The sequence below is a fragment of the Corynebacterium wankanglinii genome (assembly GCF_013601005.1).
In the GTDB taxonomy this organism is placed as follows: Bacteria; Actinomycetota; Actinomycetes; order Mycobacteriales; family Mycobacteriaceae; genus Corynebacterium; species Corynebacterium wankanglinii.
In genome coordinates this window covers 445,754-462,536 of record NZ_JABFED010000001.1, presented here as the reverse complement: position 1 = coordinate 462,536, position 16,783 = coordinate 445,754, and the positions used below count along the sequence as shown (strand labels likewise).

The 16,783-nt window shown below is 64.4% G+C and carries 22 protein-coding genes and 1 pseudogene; 8 read left to right on the top strand and 15 right to left on the bottom strand.

Going from position 1 to position 16,783, the window contains the following annotated elements:
• Positions 1-19: 19 nt before the first annotated feature.
• Positions 20-829: pseudogene (gene thiD / locus HMA55_RS02270) on the top strand (bifunctional hydroxymethylpyrimidine kinase/phosphomethylpyrimidine kinase); the annotation flags it as partial.
• A 79-nt stretch (positions 830-908) separates the two neighbouring features.
• On the opposite strand, the gene HMA55_RS02265 reads toward thiD, so the two are convergent.
• Entirely contained in the window at positions 909-2,174 is a 1,266-nt protein-coding gene (locus HMA55_RS02265; RefSeq protein WP_181191442.1) for a glycoside hydrolase family 32 protein, read from the bottom strand.
• 20 nt (positions 2,175-2,194) lie between these two features.
• Here HMA55_RS02265 and HMA55_RS02260 point away from each other — a divergent pair, with 20 nt between their 5' ends.
• Positions 2,195-3,085 carry a carbohydrate kinase family protein gene (locus HMA55_RS02260; protein WP_181191441.1) on the top strand — a complete coding sequence of 297 codons (891 nt, stop codon included), beginning with the start codon at positions 2,195-2,197 and terminating at the stop codon, positions 3,083-3,085.
• A gap of 12 nt (positions 3,086-3,097) precedes the next feature.
• On the opposite strand, the gene glmS is transcribed toward HMA55_RS02260, so the two are convergent.
• The 12 genes from glmS to rpsJ all read right to left on the bottom strand — a co-directional run bounded on the left by glmS (position 3,098) and on the right by rpsJ (position 10,657).
• Positions 3,098-4,963 (bottom strand): glutamine--fructose-6-phosphate transaminase (isomerizing), encoded by a 1,866-nt coding sequence (glmS, locus tag HMA55_RS02255; RefSeq protein WP_181191440.1) that lies wholly within the window; start codon positions 4,961-4,963, stop codon positions 3,098-3,100.
• Between the two features lie 446 nt (positions 4,964-5,409).
• Positions 5,410-5,724 carry a 30S ribosomal protein S17 gene (gene rpsQ / locus HMA55_RS02250; RefSeq protein WP_181191439.1) on the bottom strand — a complete coding sequence of 105 codons (315 nt, stop codon included), beginning with the start codon at positions 5,722-5,724 and terminating at the stop codon, positions 5,410-5,412.
• A gap of 2 nt (positions 5,725-5,726) precedes the next feature.
• On the bottom strand, positions 5,727-5,966 hold the full coding sequence (gene rpmC, locus HMA55_RS02245; protein WP_070474999.1) for a 50S ribosomal protein L29: 240 nt from the start codon (positions 5,964-5,966) through the stop codon (positions 5,727-5,729).
• Positions 5,966-6,382, bottom strand: coding sequence for a 50S ribosomal protein L16 (gene rplP, locus HMA55_RS02240; protein ID WP_181191438.1), 417 nt, complete (start codon positions 6,380-6,382; stop codon positions 5,966-5,968). The genes rpmC and rplP overlap by 1 nt, the downstream gene beginning before the upstream one ends.
• A gap of 3 nt (positions 6,383-6,385) precedes the next feature.
• Positions 6,386-7,135 (bottom strand): 30S ribosomal protein S3, encoded by a 750-nt coding sequence (rpsC, locus tag HMA55_RS02235; RefSeq protein WP_181191437.1) that lies wholly within the window; start codon positions 7,133-7,135, stop codon positions 6,386-6,388.
• Positions 7,135-7,506, bottom strand: coding sequence for a 50S ribosomal protein L22 (gene rplV / locus HMA55_RS02230; protein WP_181191436.1), 372 nt, complete (start codon positions 7,504-7,506; stop codon positions 7,135-7,137). The genes rpsC and rplV overlap by 1 nt, the downstream gene beginning before the upstream one ends.
• Positions 7,507-7,509: 3 nt before the next feature.
• Positions 7,510-7,785, bottom strand: a complete 276-nt coding sequence (gene rpsS / locus HMA55_RS02225; RefSeq protein ID WP_038588258.1) for a 30S ribosomal protein S19 — start codon at positions 7,783-7,785, stop codon at positions 7,510-7,512.
• A gap of 16 nt (positions 7,786-7,801) precedes the next feature.
• Positions 7,802-8,635, bottom strand: coding sequence for a 50S ribosomal protein L2 (gene rplB, locus HMA55_RS02220; protein ID WP_181191435.1), 834 nt, complete (start codon positions 8,633-8,635; stop codon positions 7,802-7,804).
• Between the two features lie 42 nt (positions 8,636-8,677).
• The gene (rplW, locus tag HMA55_RS02215) at positions 8,678-8,983 is read right to left on the bottom strand and encodes a 50S ribosomal protein L23 (RefSeq protein ID WP_181191434.1); all 306 of its coding nucleotides are present in this window, start codon (positions 8,981-8,983) and stop codon (positions 8,678-8,680) included.
• A complete protein-coding gene (gene rplD, locus HMA55_RS02210; protein ID WP_181191433.1) occupies positions 8,984-9,664 on the bottom strand; it encodes a 50S ribosomal protein L4 in 681 nt (226 codons plus the stop codon).
• Positions 9,661-10,317 carry a 50S ribosomal protein L3 gene (gene rplC, locus HMA55_RS02205; protein ID WP_181191432.1) on the bottom strand — a complete coding sequence of 219 codons (657 nt, stop codon included), beginning with the start codon at positions 10,315-10,317 and terminating at the stop codon, positions 9,661-9,663. The genes rplD and rplC overlap by 4 nt, the downstream gene beginning before the upstream one ends.
• A gap of 34 nt (positions 10,318-10,351) precedes the next feature.
• Entirely contained in the window at positions 10,352-10,657 is a 306-nt protein-coding gene (rpsJ, locus tag HMA55_RS02200; protein WP_003848085.1) for a 30S ribosomal protein S10, read from the bottom strand.
• Positions 10,658-11,316: 659 nt separating this feature from the next.
• Here rpsJ and HMA55_RS02195 point away from each other — a divergent pair.
• From HMA55_RS02195 to HMA55_RS02170, 6 genes are read left to right on the top strand one after another with little or no spacing between them, the layout of a single operon-like run.
• Entirely contained in the window at positions 11,317-11,865 is a 549-nt protein-coding gene (locus HMA55_RS02195; protein WP_181191431.1) for an Asp23/Gls24 family envelope stress response protein, read from the top strand.
• Between the two features lie 3 nt (positions 11,866-11,868).
• Positions 11,869-12,171, top strand: a complete 303-nt coding sequence (locus HMA55_RS02190; protein ID WP_181191430.1) for a hypothetical protein — start codon at positions 11,869-11,871, stop codon at positions 12,169-12,171.
• A gap of 57 nt (positions 12,172-12,228) precedes the next feature.
• The gene (locus HMA55_RS02185) at positions 12,229-12,429 is read left to right on the top strand and encodes a hypothetical protein (RefSeq protein WP_181191429.1); all 201 of its coding nucleotides are present in this window, start codon (positions 12,229-12,231) and stop codon (positions 12,427-12,429) included.
• Positions 12,429-13,409, top strand: coding sequence for an Asp23/Gls24 family envelope stress response protein (locus HMA55_RS02180; protein ID WP_181191428.1), 981 nt, complete (start codon positions 12,429-12,431; stop codon positions 13,407-13,409). Before HMA55_RS02185 ends, HMA55_RS02180 begins: the two co-directional genes overlap by 1 nt.
• Complete coding sequence (locus HMA55_RS02175; protein ID WP_181191427.1) at positions 13,393-14,058, top strand: TFIIS N-terminal domain-containing protein; 666 nt, start codon at positions 13,393-13,395, stop codon at positions 14,056-14,058. The genes HMA55_RS02180 and HMA55_RS02175 overlap by 17 nt, the downstream gene beginning before the upstream one ends.
• Positions 14,055-14,615 (top strand): hypothetical protein, encoded by a 561-nt coding sequence (locus HMA55_RS02170; RefSeq protein WP_181191426.1) that lies wholly within the window; start codon positions 14,055-14,057, stop codon positions 14,613-14,615. Before HMA55_RS02175 ends, HMA55_RS02170 begins: the two co-directional genes overlap by 4 nt.
• On the opposite strand, the gene HMA55_RS02165 is transcribed toward HMA55_RS02170, so the two are convergent.
• Both HMA55_RS02165 and tuf read right to left on the bottom strand, forming a co-directional pair.
• Positions 14,612-15,289 carry a hypothetical protein gene (locus tag HMA55_RS02165; RefSeq protein WP_181191425.1) on the bottom strand — a complete coding sequence of 226 codons (678 nt, stop codon included), beginning with the start codon at positions 15,287-15,289 and terminating at the stop codon, positions 14,612-14,614. The genes HMA55_RS02170 and HMA55_RS02165 overlap by 4 nt on opposite strands.
• A gap of 83 nt (positions 15,290-15,372) precedes the next feature.
• A complete protein-coding gene (tuf, locus tag HMA55_RS02160; protein ID WP_181191424.1) occupies positions 15,373-16,563 on the bottom strand; it encodes an elongation factor Tu in 1,191 nt (396 codons plus the stop codon).
• Positions 16,564-16,783 lie beyond the last annotated feature (220 nt).

Sequence of the window (16,783 nt, the reverse complement as noted above, 5' to 3'; positions counted from 1 at the left end):
CCCGGTACGGTCGGCGGTCATGACACGCATCCCGAGAGTCCTATCCATCGCCGGCACCGACCCCACAGGCGGCGCCGGCGCGCAGGCCGACCTGAAGGCCATTGCAGCCGCCGGCGGCTTCGGCATGAACGTGATCACGGCCTTGGTGGCGCAGAACACCCAGGGTGTGCGCGAAATCCACACGCCCCCGCAGGCGTTCTTGCACGCGCAGCTCGACGCGGTCTTCGACGACGTGCAGGTCGACTCGGTGAAGATCGGCATGTTGGGGGACGTGGCGACGACCCGCACCGTCTCCGACTATCTGGCCGCCCACCCCGTGCCGGTTGTGGTAGTGGACCCGGTGATGGTCGCCACCTCCGGCGATCGCCTCCTCACCGAGGACGCCGAGGAAGCGTTGCGCCAACTTATCCGTGACCACGCCGACGTGGTCACGCCCAATATTCCGGAGCTCGCGGTGCTGACCGGCCAGCCGGTGCCTGATACCTTCGACGCCGCGATCGATGCCGGGCGGGCATACGCGGCCGAGGCGGGCGTGCAGGTGCTAGTCAAGGGCGGCCACCTCGAAGGCGGGCACGCATCCAACGCGCTCGTCGCCCCCAACGGCGCGGTCCACACCGTCGAGGTCGCGCGCGTGGACACGAGAAACACCCACGGCACCGGGTGCTCGCTGTCCTCGGCGCTGGCCACCCGCATGGTTGTAGACAGCGCCCCCGTCGCCGTCACCTGGGCCTCTCAGTGGCTCCATGAGGCGATCGCGCACGCAGACGAGCTCAACGTGGGCCGGGGCCACGGGCCCGTGCACCACTTCCACCGCCTGTACCGGCTGGCGGGCGGGGTGTAGGGGCGGCCTTAGACCGCGGTCGAACCTGCTGCGCCCGCGCGCTCGCCCAAAGCGTTTACTGTGACCTTTAACGCACCCGCAGCTCACCCCACGGTGCCGCGCCCGGGGAGAACACGGCGGAGGAAAAGGCCACCTCTCCCCCGCCAGCTGTGCACTCCACCGCAGCCCCGTCCGCGCACACCACGAGCTGGCCCGCAGCGCACTCCGCCCACCGCGCGATCCCGTCGACCGTCAAAGTGATCACACCCCGCCCGCCCACCTGCGGCTGCCACGCCAACTCCGCGCCCACCGCGCCGTCAACGTTCACGAGCTCCGCAGACCACGGCGCTCCTGCAAGTTCGTGTGTGGCGACAAGCATGTCCGGTTGCTTCGGGATGGCGAGGGAGGTCCGAAGGTAGCCGTCGATAAGCACAAGCTCGCGCACCAGCGTCAGCGAGTGCACCCACCCCTCCTCCGCGAGCGACGGGGTGTCATCGCGCGCCGGCAGCCCCATCCAACCGAGCGCCAGCGCACCCGCACCATGGGGGAGCAGCTGCGGGGCATAGAACTGATGGCCGTAATCCAGCGGGGTGAAGTCGGTGCGGACGTTAAAGCGGGTGCCATCCAGCGTGCCGACGACATAACCGCACTCGTCCGAATCCGGATACTGCGGGCAGAACACGAGTACCTCGAGCTCCTCGCCAGTCGCCTGGTCTGTCATGCGCAGCAGGTTCGGACACTCCCACATGTAGGCCGAGGCGGTGTTGTAATTCAAGCCCGAAAATTCCAGCGCCCCGGCCAGCTCCCATTGATCCAGATCCGCGGAAGTGTAAAGCACCACCGCGCCCGTATGGTTGGTGCGCTGCGCGCCTATGACCATGCGCCATGTGCCGTCGGCGCTCCTGGAGACGTGAGGGTCGCGGAAGTGCGCGGTGAACCCCTCCGGCGCGCCGTCGATGACAGGATTGTTTGCGCGGCGTCGGTACGTACCGCCCATCGGCCCCGCAATGTCATGAACATCCACGATGTTCTGGCTGGTCAAACGCTGCCCGTCGCGCTTGAGGTTGCCGGTGTAAAACAGGCGCAGCGAATCGCCGTCGAGGACCGCCGACCCCGAGTAGCAGCCGTTGAGGTCGTAAGGATGGTCCGGGTACAGCGCCATGGGGAAATGGCGCCACTCGCCGCTGCCCAGCGTTGTCACCGCGTGGCCCCAGCCAGTGCGCTTCGGCTGCAGCGGAAACGAAGGATCGTGCTGGTAGAACACGTGTAGCTGATCCCCGACAAGGGTCAGCCCGTTCGGGTCATTCAAACGCCCTTGCGGCGCAGTGAGGTGGTGCTTCGGCCGGTACGTCATAATTCCGTAGTCTACGGTGCATGACCTCCCCCACCGCTCGCATCACCGTGTACGGCGAGGCGCTCGTCGACCTGGTCCCTGCCGCCGCCGAACCGCTCGCGCCGCTGACTCCCGCGCTCGGCGGCGGGCCGTTCAACGTAGCGCGTGCACTCGGCCGCCTCGGCGCTGACGTCGCGTTCCAATCACGCCTGTCTGACGACGCCTTCGGGCGCGCCCTCCGCGAATCCCTCGCCGCCGACGGCGTGGACCTCTCCCACTGCGGCCAAGGACCGGAGCCGACCACGCTGGCAGTCGCGTCGCTCGACCCGAACGGTGCTGCGGCCTACACCTTCTACGTCGAGGGCACCGCCGACAGGCTGGCCGAACCCGAGCCGATCACGGAAGGGTTCGCCGTCTTCGGCACTTTGTCCTTGGCCTTGGAACCGGCGTCGCTGCGCTACGCCGCCGCGGCACGCCGATCTGCAGAAGCCGGCGCGGTGGTGTGCCTGGACCCGAACATCCGCCCCGCCTTCGCATCCGAGAAACACCGTCTGTTTCTCCGCGGAATGCTGGAATCTGTGACGCTGCTGAAGCTGTCCGACGAGGAAATAGAGTTCCTCGGCGACACCTCGCACGTACCGGTGGTAGTGACCACGCTGGGCGGCAACGGCATTGGCGTGCGCGCCCCGTTCGGCACCGTCGAAGTGGCCGCGCCCGCCGTAAAAGTCGCTGACACCATCGGCGCCGGCGACACCGTCATGGCCGCACTGGTGTACCAGCTGGCAGCACGAGGGCTTGACCGCAACGGAGTCGCCGCGCTGGGCGAAGAGGACTGGCGCGAGATCCTCGACTTCGCGGCCCGCGCTGCCGCCATCACTGTCGCCCGCACCGGCGCCCAGCCCCCGTACCTGCGGGAGCTGGGCGCCGGGTAAGCCCCGTGTGTGTTACTCCACCGTCACCGACTTCGCCAAGTTGCGCGGCTGGTCCACGTTCAGGCCCCGAGCCTCCGCCACCGCGCAGGCGAAGATCTGCAGCGGAACGGTGGACAACAGCGGCTGCATGAGCCCCGCGGACTGCGGGATGCGGATGATGTGGTCCGCGTACGCCTCCACGTCGGTATCGCCCTCCTCCGCGATGACGATGGTGACCGCACCGCGGGCGCGAACTTCCTGGATGTTGGAGACGACCTTGGCGTGCAGGTTGTTGCGGGAGCGCTTGGACGGCACGATGATGAACACCGGCTGCCCCTCCTCCACGAGCGCGATCGGGCCGTGCTTGAGCTCGCCGGCGGCGAATCCCTCGGAGTGCAGGTAGGCGACCTCCTTGAGCTTCAGCGCGCCTTCGAGGGCTACCGGGAAGCCAACGTGCCGGCCCAGGAACAACACGGATTTGGCGTCGGCCATGTCCTGGCCCAGCTGCTTCACCTGGTCCTCGTTGTCCAGCACGCGCTGAATCTTGTCCGGCATCTCCTGCAGCTCGTCCACAATCTGGCGGATTTCGTCGGCGTACTTGTCGCCCCGCACCTGCGCCAGGTAGAGGGCCAGCAGGTACGCGGCCACAATCTGGGAGATAAACGCCTTCGTCGACGCCACTGCGATCTCGGGGCCGGCGTAGGTGTACAGGGAGGCGTCCGCCTCGCGAGGGATGGAAGATCCGACCGTGTTGCAGATGGCAATCACCTTCGCGCCCTGCTCGCGGGCATGGCGCACAGCCATCAACGTGTCCATGGTCTCTCCGGACTGGGACACGGCCACCACAAGCGTGCGCTCGTTGACAATCGGGTCGCGGTAGCGGAACTCGTGCGCGAGCTCCACCTCCGTCGGAATGCGGCACCAGTGCTCGATGGCGTAGCGCGCGACCTGCCCCGCGTAGGAGGCGGTACCGCAAGCGACGATGATGATCTTGTTGATGGAGCGCAGCACCGACTCGTCGATACGCAGCTCGTCTAACGTGAGCTTGCCGTCTTCGTCGAAGCGGCCATAGAGGGTGTCGCGCACTGCGGAAGGCTGATCATGGATCTCCTTTTCCATGAAGGAGTTGTAGCCGCCCTTCTCTGCTGCGGTGACGTCCCACTCGACGGTAAACGGCTTGGCGTGGGCCGGGTTGCCCCCGAAGTCGCAGACGTCGTAGCCGTCGGCGGTCAGCGTGACAATCTGGCCGTTGTCCATCTCCACGGCGTCGCGGGTGAACTCGATGAAGCCGGCGACGTCGGAGCTGAGGAAGTTCTCGCCCTCGCCCACACCGATCACCAACGGCGAGTTCCAACGCGCCGCGACAATGCGGTCCGGGTGATCCGCGTGGATCGCCAGCAACGTAAACGCGCCCTCGAGGCGCTGCGCGGTCAGCTGCATCGCACGGGTGAGGTCGCCGTCTGCCTCATTATCGTAGATGTCCAGCAGCAACGTGCCGGCCACCTCAGTATCAGTTTCGGAGACGAAGCTGTAGCCCTTATCGACGAGCTCCGCTTTCAACCCCGCAAAGTTCTCGATGATGCCATTGTGGACCACGGCCATGCGGCCGCCGCCGACCACGTGCGGGTGGGCGTTCGCATCGGTCGGGCCGCCGTGCGTGGCCCAGCGGGTGTGGCCGATACCCAGCTTGGAGGCCGGGATGGGGTTATCGGCGATCTCCGCCTCCAAGTCAGCGACCTTTCCCGCCTTCTTGCGGCACTCGATCACCCCGTTGTTGGCTACGGCCACACCGGCCGAATCGTAGCCGCGGTATTCGAGACGGCGAAGGCCCTCGACAATGACATTCTTGGCGTCGCGCTCAGCTGCTCCGGCGCCGACGTATCCAACGATTCCACACATGAGAGAAAATCGTACCCGCGCTTTCACTACTGTAAAAAGTGCAAACACGAAACCCCCGCTGCCGACCCATCCACGGGCCGGGAGCGGGGTACGTTTTAGGCCATCGGCGCCCTACGCCTTCTCCACACCGATCTTCTGGCCGTTCTTGTTCTCGCGGACCGGGGCGTACTCGGTGACGTCCTCCTGGTTCTTTTTCGCGTCCTCGCCGGTGGCGCCGGCCTCATCCGCGGCGCGCCTGGTGTAGATTGCAAGCTTTTCGCCGGTGAAGCGTCCACGTGGGACTCGGCGGTACCGTCAGGGTGCGCGGTGAGCAACGGGATCCACTTGCCGGTGCCGTCGAAGTCCCCATCAATTCCAGGTGAACTCTGGCCGAACATCCCAGCCGAAAACAAAAGTACCCGCCCGACACAGGTCGGGCGGGTACGTCGTCGAGAAGCTACGCGCTTTTAGCGAGCCTTCTCAATGATCTCGACGAGACGGAAGTGCTTGTCCTTGGACAGCGGACGCGTCTCCTCGATGCGCACGAGGTCGCCGACTCCGGCGCTGTTCTCCTCGTCGTGTGCCTTCACGCGCGTGGTGGTACGCACGATCTTGCCGTAGAGGGCGTGGGACTTGCGGTCCTCGACCTCTACAACGATCGTCTTGTCCATCTTGTCGGACACGACGTAGCCACGACGGCGCTTCTGCAGGCCCTTCTCTTTCGGCTGAGCCGGGGTGTGCTTCTCACCAGCGGTCTTCTCAGTCACGTTTGCCTCACTCATGGTTATGCCTCAGCTCCCGTGGACTCCGGGACGACGGACAGGCCAAGCTCACGCTCGCGCAGCACCGTGTAGATGCGAGCGATGTCGCGCTTCACGGTGGAGATGCGGCGGTTGTTGGTCAGCTGGCCAGTTGCAAGCTGGAAGCGCAGGTTAAACAGCTCTTCCTTCGCCTCGGTCAGGCGGGTGCGCAGCTCGTCGTCGCTCAGCTCACGGAACTCAGATGCGGGGGTACCGGTTGCCATTAGAACTGGTCCTCCTTCTTGATCACGCGGACCTTGCACGGCAGCTTCGCGCCAGCGCGGCGCAGAGCCTCAAGTGCAACTTCCTCGTTCGGGTAGGACATTTCGAACATGATGCGGCCAGGCTTGACGTTGGCCACCCACTTCTCCACCGGGCCCTTACCGGAACCCATACGCACGCCGAGCGGCTTCTGAGTCAACGGACGGTCCGGGAAGATGTTGATCCACACCTTGCCGCCACGCTTGACGTGGCGGTTGATGGCGATACGTGCGGACTCGATCTGGCGGTTGGTGATGTACGCCGGCTCGAGCGCCTGCAGACCGTAGTCGCCGAAGGTGATCTTGTTGCCACCCTTGGACACACCCGAGCGGTGCGGGCGGTGCTGGCGGCGGTACTTCACGCGCTTAGGGATGAGCATGAATTAGCCCTCCTTCTTCTGCTCTGCACGCTGGCGACGCTGGCCGCCGCGGCGCGGGCGACGGTCGCGGTCGCCACGGCCACCACGATCGTTCTTCGGAGCGTTCAGCTCGGACTCGCGGACACCGCCCACGACGTCGCCCTTGTAGATCCACACCTTGACGCCGATGACGCCGAAGGTGGTGTGTGCTTCTGCCGTGCCGTAGTCAATCTCCGCGCGCAGCGTGTGCAGCGGGACGCGACCCTCGTGGTAGCGCTCGACACGGGACATTTCCGCGCCGCCGAGACGGCCGGACGTCATAACCTTGATGCCCTTGACCTGCGGGTTGCGCATCGCGGACTGGATGGCCTTGCGCATGGCGCGGCGGAACGCGACACGGTTGACCAGCTGCTCGGCGATGGACTGAGCGACCAGCGTTGCGTCCGCATCGATGTTCTTGACCTCGATGATGTTCAGCGCGACCATCTTGCCGGTGAGCTTCTCCAGCTCACGGCGGATGCGGTCAGCCTCGGCACCACGACGGCCGATGACGATGCCCGGGCGTGCGGTGTGGATGTCCACGCGTACGCGGTCCCGGGTGCGCTCGATGACGACGTCAGAGATACCGGCACGCTCGAGGTTCTTCTCGAGGTACTCGCGGACCTTGATGTCCTCGGCGACGTAATCGGCGTAGTTCTTGTCGGCGTACCAGTGGGACTTCCAGTCGGAAGTGATACCCAGGCGCAAGCCGTGCGGGTGAATCTTCTGGCCCATTACTTGGCCCCTTCCTTGGACTCATTGGTGGACTCGACAACAACGGTGATGTGGGACGTGCGCTTCCGGATCTGGAAGGCGCGGCCCTGGGCGCGCGGCTGGTAACGGCGCATGGTCGGACCCTCGTTTGCGTAGCACTCGGAGATGACGAGTGTGCGCGGGTCCAGGCCGAAGTTGTTCTCGGCGTTCGCTGCTGCGGATGCAACAACCTTCGCGACGTCCTTCGACGCACCCTGCGGGGCGTACTTCAGGATGGCGAGTGCCTCAGCAACAGACTTGTTGCGGATGAGGGCGAGCACGCGGCGGGCCTTCATCGGGGAGACGCGAACGAACTTGGCAGTCGCGGATGCAGTGGTGATTGTGTCAGCCATTGCTTATCGACGTCCCTTCTCTGCCTTGACGTGACCCTTAAAGGTCTTGGTGGGTGCAAACTCGCCGAGCTTGTGACCGACCATGGACTCGTCGACAAACACCGGGACGTGCTTCCGGCCGTCATGGACGGCGAAGGTGTGGCCGATGAAATCGGGGAGAATGGTCGAACGGCGCGACCAGGTCTTGATGACCTGCTTGGTGCCAGCCTCGTTCTGAGCGTCCACCTTGTTGAGGAGGTGCTCGTCGACGAACGGGCCTTTCTTCAGGCTACGTGGCATGTCTGTTTACCTCCTCTTAGCGCTTCTTCGAGCGGCGGCGCCGCACGATCATGTTGTTGGAATAACGGTTCGGGTTGCGGGTGCGGCCTTCCTTCTGGCCCCACGGCGACACCGGGTGACGGCCACCCGAGGTCTTGCCTTCACCACCACCGTGCGGGTGATCGACCGGGTTCATAACCACACCACGCACGGTCGGGCGCCAGCCCTTCCAGCGCATGCGGCCGGCCTTACCCCAGCGGATGTTGATCTGGTCGGCGTTGCCGACCTCGCCAACGGTCGCGCGGCAACGGATGTCCACGCGGCGGATTTCGGAAGACGGCATACGCAGCACCGCGTAGTTGCCTTCCTTACCCAGCAGCTGGATGGACGTACCAGCGGAGCGGGCCAGCTTCGCACCCGCGCCCGGCTTCAGCTCCACAGCGTGGATCGTCGTACCAGTCGGGATGTTGCGCAGCGGCAGGTTGTTGCCAACCTTGATGTCCGCGTTCGCGCCAGCCTCGACGATGGCACCCTGCTTCAGGCCCTTCGGCGCGATGATGTATCGCTTCTCGCCGTCGTAGTAGTGCAGCAGTGCAATGTTGGCGGTGCGGTTCGGGTCGTACTCGATGTGCGCGACCTTCGCCAGCACGCCGTCCTTGTCGGAGCGGCGGAAGTCAATCACGCGGTAACGACGCTTGTGGCCACCGCCGCGGTGACGGGTGGTGATGTGGCCGTGGGTGTTACGGCCGCCCTTCTTCGGGAGCGGGCGCAGCAGCGCCTTTTCCGGGGTCGAGCGAGTGATCTCGTCGAACGCGGAAACGGAGCTGGCACGGCGACCCGGAGTTGTCGGCTTGTATTTACGAATAGCCATAGTTGTTCCTTTTCTATCGTCCTCTTCGCTGCGCGATAGCCGTTAGGCCGTCGCGCCTCCGAAGATGTCGATGGAGTCGCTGCCCTCGCGGAGAGTGACGTAGGCGCGCTTGGTGTCCTTGCGCTGGCCGTAACCGGTGCGGGAGCGCTTGCGCTTGCCCTCGCGGTTGACGGTGTTCACCGAAGCGACGTCGACGCCGAAGATCTCTTCCACGGCAATCTTGATCTGGGTCTTGTTGGCCGACGGATTCACAAAGAACGTGTAGGTGTTCTGCTCCATCAGGCCGTAGCTCTTCTCGGAAAGCACAGGCGCGATGATGATGTCGCGCGGATTCGCGATCTTAGCCATTTACTTCTCCTCCTCAGCCGTCGCTACCGCGCCGGCAGCTACAGCCACGGCGTTGCCGCGGTTGATGAAGGTGTGCAGCGCCTCGACCGAGAACACGACATCGTCTGCGTTCAGCACGTCGTATGCGTTCAGCTGAGCCGGCTCAATGACGTGGACGCCCGGCAGGTTCCTTGCGGAAAGGCGGGAGTTCTGGTCATCACGGCCGATCACCAGCAGAACCGACTTGCGGTCCGTGAGGCGCTCGATGAAAGCGCGTGCAGACTTGGTCGACGGGGTCTGGCCCGGAACCAGGTCCTCCACGACGTGGATGCGCTCGTTCTGCACGCGGTTGGTCAAGGCACCTGCGAGGGCGGCCTTGATCATCTTCTTCGGGGTGCGCTGTGCGTAGGAACGCGGCTGCGGGCCGTGCACAGTGCCACCGCCGGTGTAGTGCGGCGCACGGATGGAACCCTGGCGTGCGCGACCGGTGCCCTTCTGACGGAACGGCTTCTTGCCGCCGCCGGATACCATGCCACGGGTCTTCGTCGCGTGGGTGCCCTGGCGTGCTGCAGCAAGCTGTGCGTTCACAACCTGGTGCATCAGCGCCACGGAGGCCTCGCGGTCGAAGTACTCAGCCGGGAGTTCGACAGAGCCCTTGGTGGCCCCGTCAGCGGTGTGGACGTCAAGCGTCAGGTTCGTCATGCGTGAGCACCGCCCTTCACTGCGGTCTTGACGGTAACAACGGAACCCTTTGCGCCCGGGATGGCGCCCTTGATCAGGATGAGGTTGTTGTCGCCGTCGATGCGTTGGATCTTCAGGTTCTGGGTAGTAACGCGGTTACCGCCCATGCGGCCTGCCATGCGGGTGCCCTTGAACACGCGACCCGGGGTCGCGCAGGCGCCGATGGAACCCACGCGACGGTGGGAGGCCTGGTTACCGTGTGCGGCACCCTGACCAGCGAAACCGTGGCGCTTCATCGCGCCGGCGTAGCCGTGGCCTTTGGTGGTGCCGGCGACGTCCACATAGGTGTCGCCCTCGAAGATGGTTGCGTTGAACTCCTGGCCGAGCTCGTAGCCAGAGGTGTCCTCCATGCGGATCTCTGCAACGTAGCGGCGCGGGTTCACACCGGCCTTCTTGAAGTGACCGGCCTGCGGCTTCTTAGCCTTACGGGGGTCAATGTCGCCGTAGGCGATCTGGATGGCGGAGTAGCCATCGGTCTCAGGGGTACGGATCTGGGTGACCACGCACGGCCCAGCCTCGACGACGGTAACCGGGATAACGCGGTTGTCCTCGTCGAAGATCTGGGTCATGCCGAGCTTCTTGCCCAGAATGCCCTTGATCTGGTTGTCAGACATGTGTTAGTTCTCCACTACTTACGTCGGGATTGCTCTACTGGATGTTCACGTCGACGCTTGCCGGCAGGTCGATGCGCATGAGCGCGTCAACCGTCTTGGGCGTCGGGTCGAGAATGTCGATGAGGCGCTTGTGAGTGCGCATCTCGAAGTGCTCGCGAGAATCCTTGTACTTGTGGGGAGAACGAATAACGGCGTACACGTTCTTTTCGGTGGGCAACGGCACCGGGCCGACGACGCGGGCACCCGTGCGGGTGACCGTCTCAACGATCTTCTTCGCGGATGCGTCGATCGCCTCATGGTCGTAAGCCTTGAGCCTGATGCGGATCTTCTGTCCCGCCACGCTTACCTCTTCCTCGCATCCCCACGTTCGATCGTTCACTCCGTTCACAATCGAACGGAAAAGAGAGCCGAATCGAAGCGGTGGGGTTTGTAGCTTCTAGTTTCTCTATAACGTTGTCCGGGCTGGGCCCTTGGCTCAACGCCAGTGTCGTTTCTGACTGCCATGACACGTCCGGAAGATGGCCGCGCAAATTCATGCTGCCGCTCAGTGCTTCCGCCTGGACACATCCAAAAGTGCTGTGCCCGGGTGTCAGACTCGGAAGGGTGCGTGACCCTTGCGTACTGCCGCTGTGAATTTGCCATGGCCCTTCTCCGGTTCCTCCGGTTGGAAGGTGTCATGTTTGCCCAGCCACCGGCCGGAGTGTTCCGGCCCGTGTCAAGGCAACCTGGGTATTAAAACACAAGGTTGCACCGAGCACAAGCCCGCCTATCGACGTCCCTTCGGTCTCCCCCGCATGCGCGACACCGCCGCGACACAGCCTAGAACCGTCTAGAACCTCCTAGTAGCAGTGCCGCTCAGTCACAACTTGGTATCACCTACATTTTTGCCCGGCTCAAGCGTGCAGATGTGTGTACCCTTTATTCGCAGACCGTACGCGCGTCGCATGCTTGGCAGCGGGCGCGAACGGAGCCGCAGTTTTTCTCTTCGAAAGGACCGTCATGGCCGATAAGAACGCTACTAATTCCACCCCGAACACTGTTGCTGGAAACACCGCCAACAACTCCACCGCACCGGCCGCTACCTCCTCTGCAGTGGAGCCGGAGAAGGTGCGCCCGCGCAACGAGAACCTGGAGACGGATCACGGCTCCACCGTTATCGACGACAACGTTGTGGGCAAGATCGCCGGCATCGCGGCCCGCGAGGTCTCTGGTGTGAACAACCTCGGCGGCGGCGCTGCGCGTATGTGGGGTGCCGTTCGTGAGTCCCTGACGTCTTCCACCAACGTGCAGCAGGGCGTGAACGTCGCGGTGGAGGACGGCCACGCGTCTGTCGCTGTCGCAATCATCGCCGAGTACGGCGTGGCAATCCACGAGCTGGCTAACGCGATCCGCGAGAACGTCACCGTTGCCATCACCCGCATGACCGGCCTTATCGTCGACCGCGTGGACGTCACGGTGCACGACGTGCACCTGCCGGAGCAGGAGACCGCCACCGAGCAGTCCGACGACGCTAACTACCAGGCTGTGAACCAGCCGATCAACCAGTAAGCCATGGCGTACACCCCCGTGAGCCGCGAGGTTGCGGAGGGCGTCCGCGATGCTGCCGTCGCCGTCGACGGGGTTGCCGCACTCCACGGCGGCCGCGTCGGCGAGGTGGCGACCTACCTGCCCAACACCCGCATTGAAGGTGTGAAAGCCATCTCGCGAGATGGCCGCAACGGATTCGAAGTGCACTTCGTATTCGACGTCGCGTCCGGCCGCAAGGTGCAGGACGTTGCGGAGGACGTGCGTTCTGCCGTTCTTGACGCATCCGAGGCGGAATTTGTGGACGTGGTCGCCGGAGACGCGCAGTAAAAGGCGCGCACCGCCCTGCTTTTCGCCCAACCTCATAAACCGAAACGTGGTTTTATTATGAATCTTTTCTCCAATAAGGCGCTCGCCGGCATCATCATCGGTGCCGTTGTGGCCTTCTTTGTCACCTTCGGCGGATGGCCGGGCTTGCTCTGGCTCCTGCTGTTCACCATCATCGGCGGGGTTGTCGGGGCCCAGCTCGACGGCCGCCTCGACCTATCCGCGGCTTTGGGCAGCGGCACCGGTAGAGGCCGAAGCTGATGGATGCCTCCTTCTACCACGTCAGTGAGCGCACAATCGAGCGCGTCGCTGAGGTGGCGGCCGCGGCGGTGCCCGGGTGTCGGAGCATCGACGCGAAGCTGGCCGGGCTCGCCGGGCGCAGCTTCCCGCGGGTGAGCGCCCGCCTGGATCAGGTTTCGGGCACGGTGGCGGTCGATACCGAGATTGCCACCTCCTACCCCGCCCCAGTCGCTGCCATCACCGACGCCGTTCGCGCGACGATCATCGCGCACATCCGGACACTGGTGGGACTGGATGTCTCCCGCGTGAAAGTTACCGTTGCCAACGTGGAGGCTCTTCCCGAGGCCGGGCGCGTGACCTGGGAGCAGGTGGCCGACCACGAAGCGTTTGTCATCCCGACGCCCATCGAAGTCTCCCCGACCCGTGTGCAGCACCCGGTCACTCAACCGCTCGAGCAACTGCAAGACATTGCGGTGCACTCGTTGGTGGACGACATGCACAGCGTGGTGGTGCCCGCTCCTGTCGAGGTCGAGCACCCAGCCACGCCGGAGCCTGCACGCGCCGCCCATGTGGAGACGCCCGAGCCTGTCCGCGCGTACTCCCCTGAGGTGCCGGAACCGCAGCGGCTTGCTGCTATCCGTACGTACCCCACCGAGGCACGGGTGCCGTTCCCGCCTGAGCCAGTACGGCCGTGGGCACCTCAGGTGCGCGAGACCGTGCCGCGGCACCCGCAGCTCCCGCCGTTGCAGCAGCTGACCCCGGTGAACGTGGAGCATGTTGCGCGACCGCGCGAAGTGTCGTTGCCGTGGCGCGCGCCCCTCAAGGAGATCACGGTGAATCGCCCGCCGCTCAAGCCGATTGTGGTCGAGCCGGTGGTTCGCACGCCGATGACATCCGCGCCCGCGCCGCAGCCGGTCGTCGTGCCCGTTGCACCTGCACCGAAGCCGCTTAAGCAGATCACGATTCAACCGGTGGTGAAGTACTATGACCGCACCCGCTAAGACCGCACCCGCTGCGCAGGGAGAGGGCCGCCCTGTCGGACCACACCCGGGCGACGAGCCGCTGGGCAACCCAGCCGCACGCTGGCTGTCTGTGCTGACAAGCCTCCTTCTGCTCGCCCTGTCGGGAGTCGCGGCTCGGGATCTGTGGTACCACTTCTACAGGGATGAGCCACTGGATGAATCGTGGCTCGGCCGCACGTGGAACTTCCTCGGATCCTTCGCCGCGGATGCGGTGGCAGTAACCCTAGGCATCATCCTGATCCTGCTAGGCCTGATACTGGTGTTCTTCACCTTCAAACCGCGCCCGCACGGCTACGTCCGCGTGAACTCACCGGCATCCATCTGGACCCGCCCGGTGGATATCGCCCGCAAGGCCACCTACACCACCCGGGGTGACCTCGGAGGCGAGCAGGTGCGCACCAAGGCCAACCGCAAGTCCGTCAAGGTCCAGGTTGTCGACGATGGCTCTGGGCCCGCGATGCAGGAGCGCGTGACTCGCTCGCTGAACAACGAATTCCGCACCCTCACCACGCCCCCTGCTGTGTCGGTGAAGCTGCTGCCCAACCCGCAGGCGCGGCAAGTGGCTGGCCCCGCTCGAACGGCCTCCGCAGACGCCAAGGCCACCACCACCCCGGAGGTGACGCAATGACCAAAACGCTAGGTTTCTTCGACCGCCTGATCATATGTTTGCTCGGGCTGCTGCTCATTGTGGCTGGTCTTATCCCCATCGCCGAGTACTGGGACATCCCCTACCTCATCGATGCTGCGGAGTACCTCGACCGCACTCGGCTGACTGACCTGACGTCGCACGACAGTTACGTCACCGCGCTCATCATCGCAGCGATTGTCGTAGCCGTCCTGGGCCTGTGGATCCTGCTGGCTAACATCCGCTCGCGCGCGTTTTCCAACCGCGGCATCGTGCCCGCGGACCCGGAGCACGGCGAGACCATCATCAACGTCCAGCGGGTGGCTGAGGCCGCCTGCTCCTCCCTCGAGCACGCAAGCGAGGTGCGCCGCGCCTCCAGCAAGGTCGCCATGGTGGGTCAGCGCCCAACCGCAACGTTTACCGTCTTCGCCAACCCCGACTACCCGTTCGAAGACGCGGTACGCGTTGTGGAGGCCGCAGACCAGGACTTCCGGATGGCCAGCCACACCATGGAAATTGACACCGTGTGGAAGCTCCAGTTGGATCGCGTGACCGCCTAGCCCTCCAACTTCAGCACTCGCTCCACTAGCCCCAGCGTTACCGGCTTCCCGCCGCCCGCTGGGGCTATCTTCATCTCCTCACCGGCCTCGCAAACCAAAATTTCACTCCAACTGATGCGCTCGCTCACGACCTCTCGTCCCCTGATACGCCAAACGCGGATCTTCTGCCCCACCACGGCCCGGGCACCATCATCGAACACGACCAACCAACGCTTACTCCCCACGTCGCGTTGAGCATTGTCTATCGACGCCTCCGGTTCCCCCAGCCTCGTCACCAACGACACCACACCCAATCGGTGCTCCACCTCATCCGCGTCCGCGATAACTAATGGGAGACCCGGCCCGGTTCTGCGCATCGCGGACCAGCGCCATACGGCCGGCATCCGTTCCGGGCTGGTGCCGCTTCGTACCACCACGTATTCCCGCTGAAGAGTCACCAGGTGTGGCGGGTCGATAGTGCTGATGGTGTGGGGGCCGGAGGTTGCGTCGATAAGCGAAGGATGCTCAAGCTCCAACTCGCGCAGCAGGTCCAGGGCCTCATCGTCGGTGGCCGCCCACCCTAACCCCCGGTTCTGCAGCACCCCGACGAACTGAGCCAGCGACAGATCCGGCTGGCCTTCCCAGGCGCGCTCGAACGCACTGAGGATGGATGGGATGCGGGTCGGATCAAGCACGCTACCGAGCCTACTCATGCGAAAAGCCGCCCTCCCGACGGGGAAGACGGCTATTGCGTCAGCTGGTTACAGCAAGCCCGGAATTAGTCCAGGATCTTGGTAACGCGGCCAGCGCCGACGGTGCGGGAGCCCTCGCGGATAGCGAAGCGCAGGCCCTCGTCCATGGCGACCGGCTGGATGAGCTCGACGGACATCTCGACGTTGTCGCCCGGCATAACCATCTCGGTGCCCTCCGGCAGCTTCACAACACCGGTGACGTCGGTGGTGCGGAAGTAGAACTGCGGACGGTAGTTGTCGAAGAACGGGGTGTGGCGGCCACCCTCGTCCTTGGACAGGACGTAGACGGAACCCTCGAACTTGGAGTGCGGGGTGTAAGCGCCCGGTGCGATGACGACCTGGCCGCGCTCAACGTCCTCACGCTTCAGACCACGGAGCAGCAGAGCCGCGTTGTCGCCGGCCTCAGCGGTGTCGAGGAGCTTGTTGAACATCTCGATGGAGGTGACGGTGGTCTTCTGGGACTTATCGCGAATACCGATGATCTCGACCTCGTCGTTGAGGTTGAGCACGCCGCGCTCCACACGACCGGTAACCACGGTGCCGCGGCCGGAAATGGTGAAGATGTCCTCGATCGGCATCAGGAACGGCTTGTCGGTCTCGCGCTCCGGATCCGGGATCGAATCGTCGCAGGCCTGCATGAGGTCCAGCACGGACTGAACCCACTTCTCGTCGCCCTCGAGAGCCTTCAGAGCGGAGATGTGGACGATCGGAGCGTCCTCGTCGTAGTCCTGCTCAGCCAGCAGCTCGCGGACCTCCATCTCGACGAGCTCGATGATCTCCTCGTCGTCAACCATGTCGCACTTGTTCAGCGCAACGAGGATGTACGGAACGCCAACCTGGCGGGCGAGCAGCACGTGCTCGCGGGTCTGCGGCATCGGGCCGTCGGTAGCGGCAACCACGAGGATTGCACCGTCCATCTGAGCAGCGCCGGTGATCATGTTCTTGATGTAGTCGGCGTGGCCCGGGGCGTCCACGTGTGCGTAGTGGCGCTTCGGGGTGTTGTACTCCACGTGGGAAATGTTGATGGTAATGCCGCGCTCGCGCTCCTCCGGAGCCTTATCGATGGAGTCGAAAGCGAAAGCCTTGTTCTCCTCCGGGTAAGCGTCAGCCAGCACCTTGGTGATAGCGGCGGTGGTGGTGGTCTTGCCGTGGTCGACGTGACCGATGGTGCCGATGTTCACGTGCGGCTTAGTGCGCTCGAACTTTTCCTTAGACAAGGTGTGTCCTCCTGGACGTCAGGTGGCTACGTTCTTCGCAACCACGTCGATTTACATACGCCCCGGCCTGTGCCCTGCACAGGGCACGGAAACGGGAGCCATTTCACAATGTGCCAGTTACAAGATCCTAGGTATTCAGCGGCCGTTTTTCAAACCGGCCACGCCGTTTCCCCCGGATCGACCTAGAGGGTAACGGCCGGCTCAAACACCGCCTGTATCC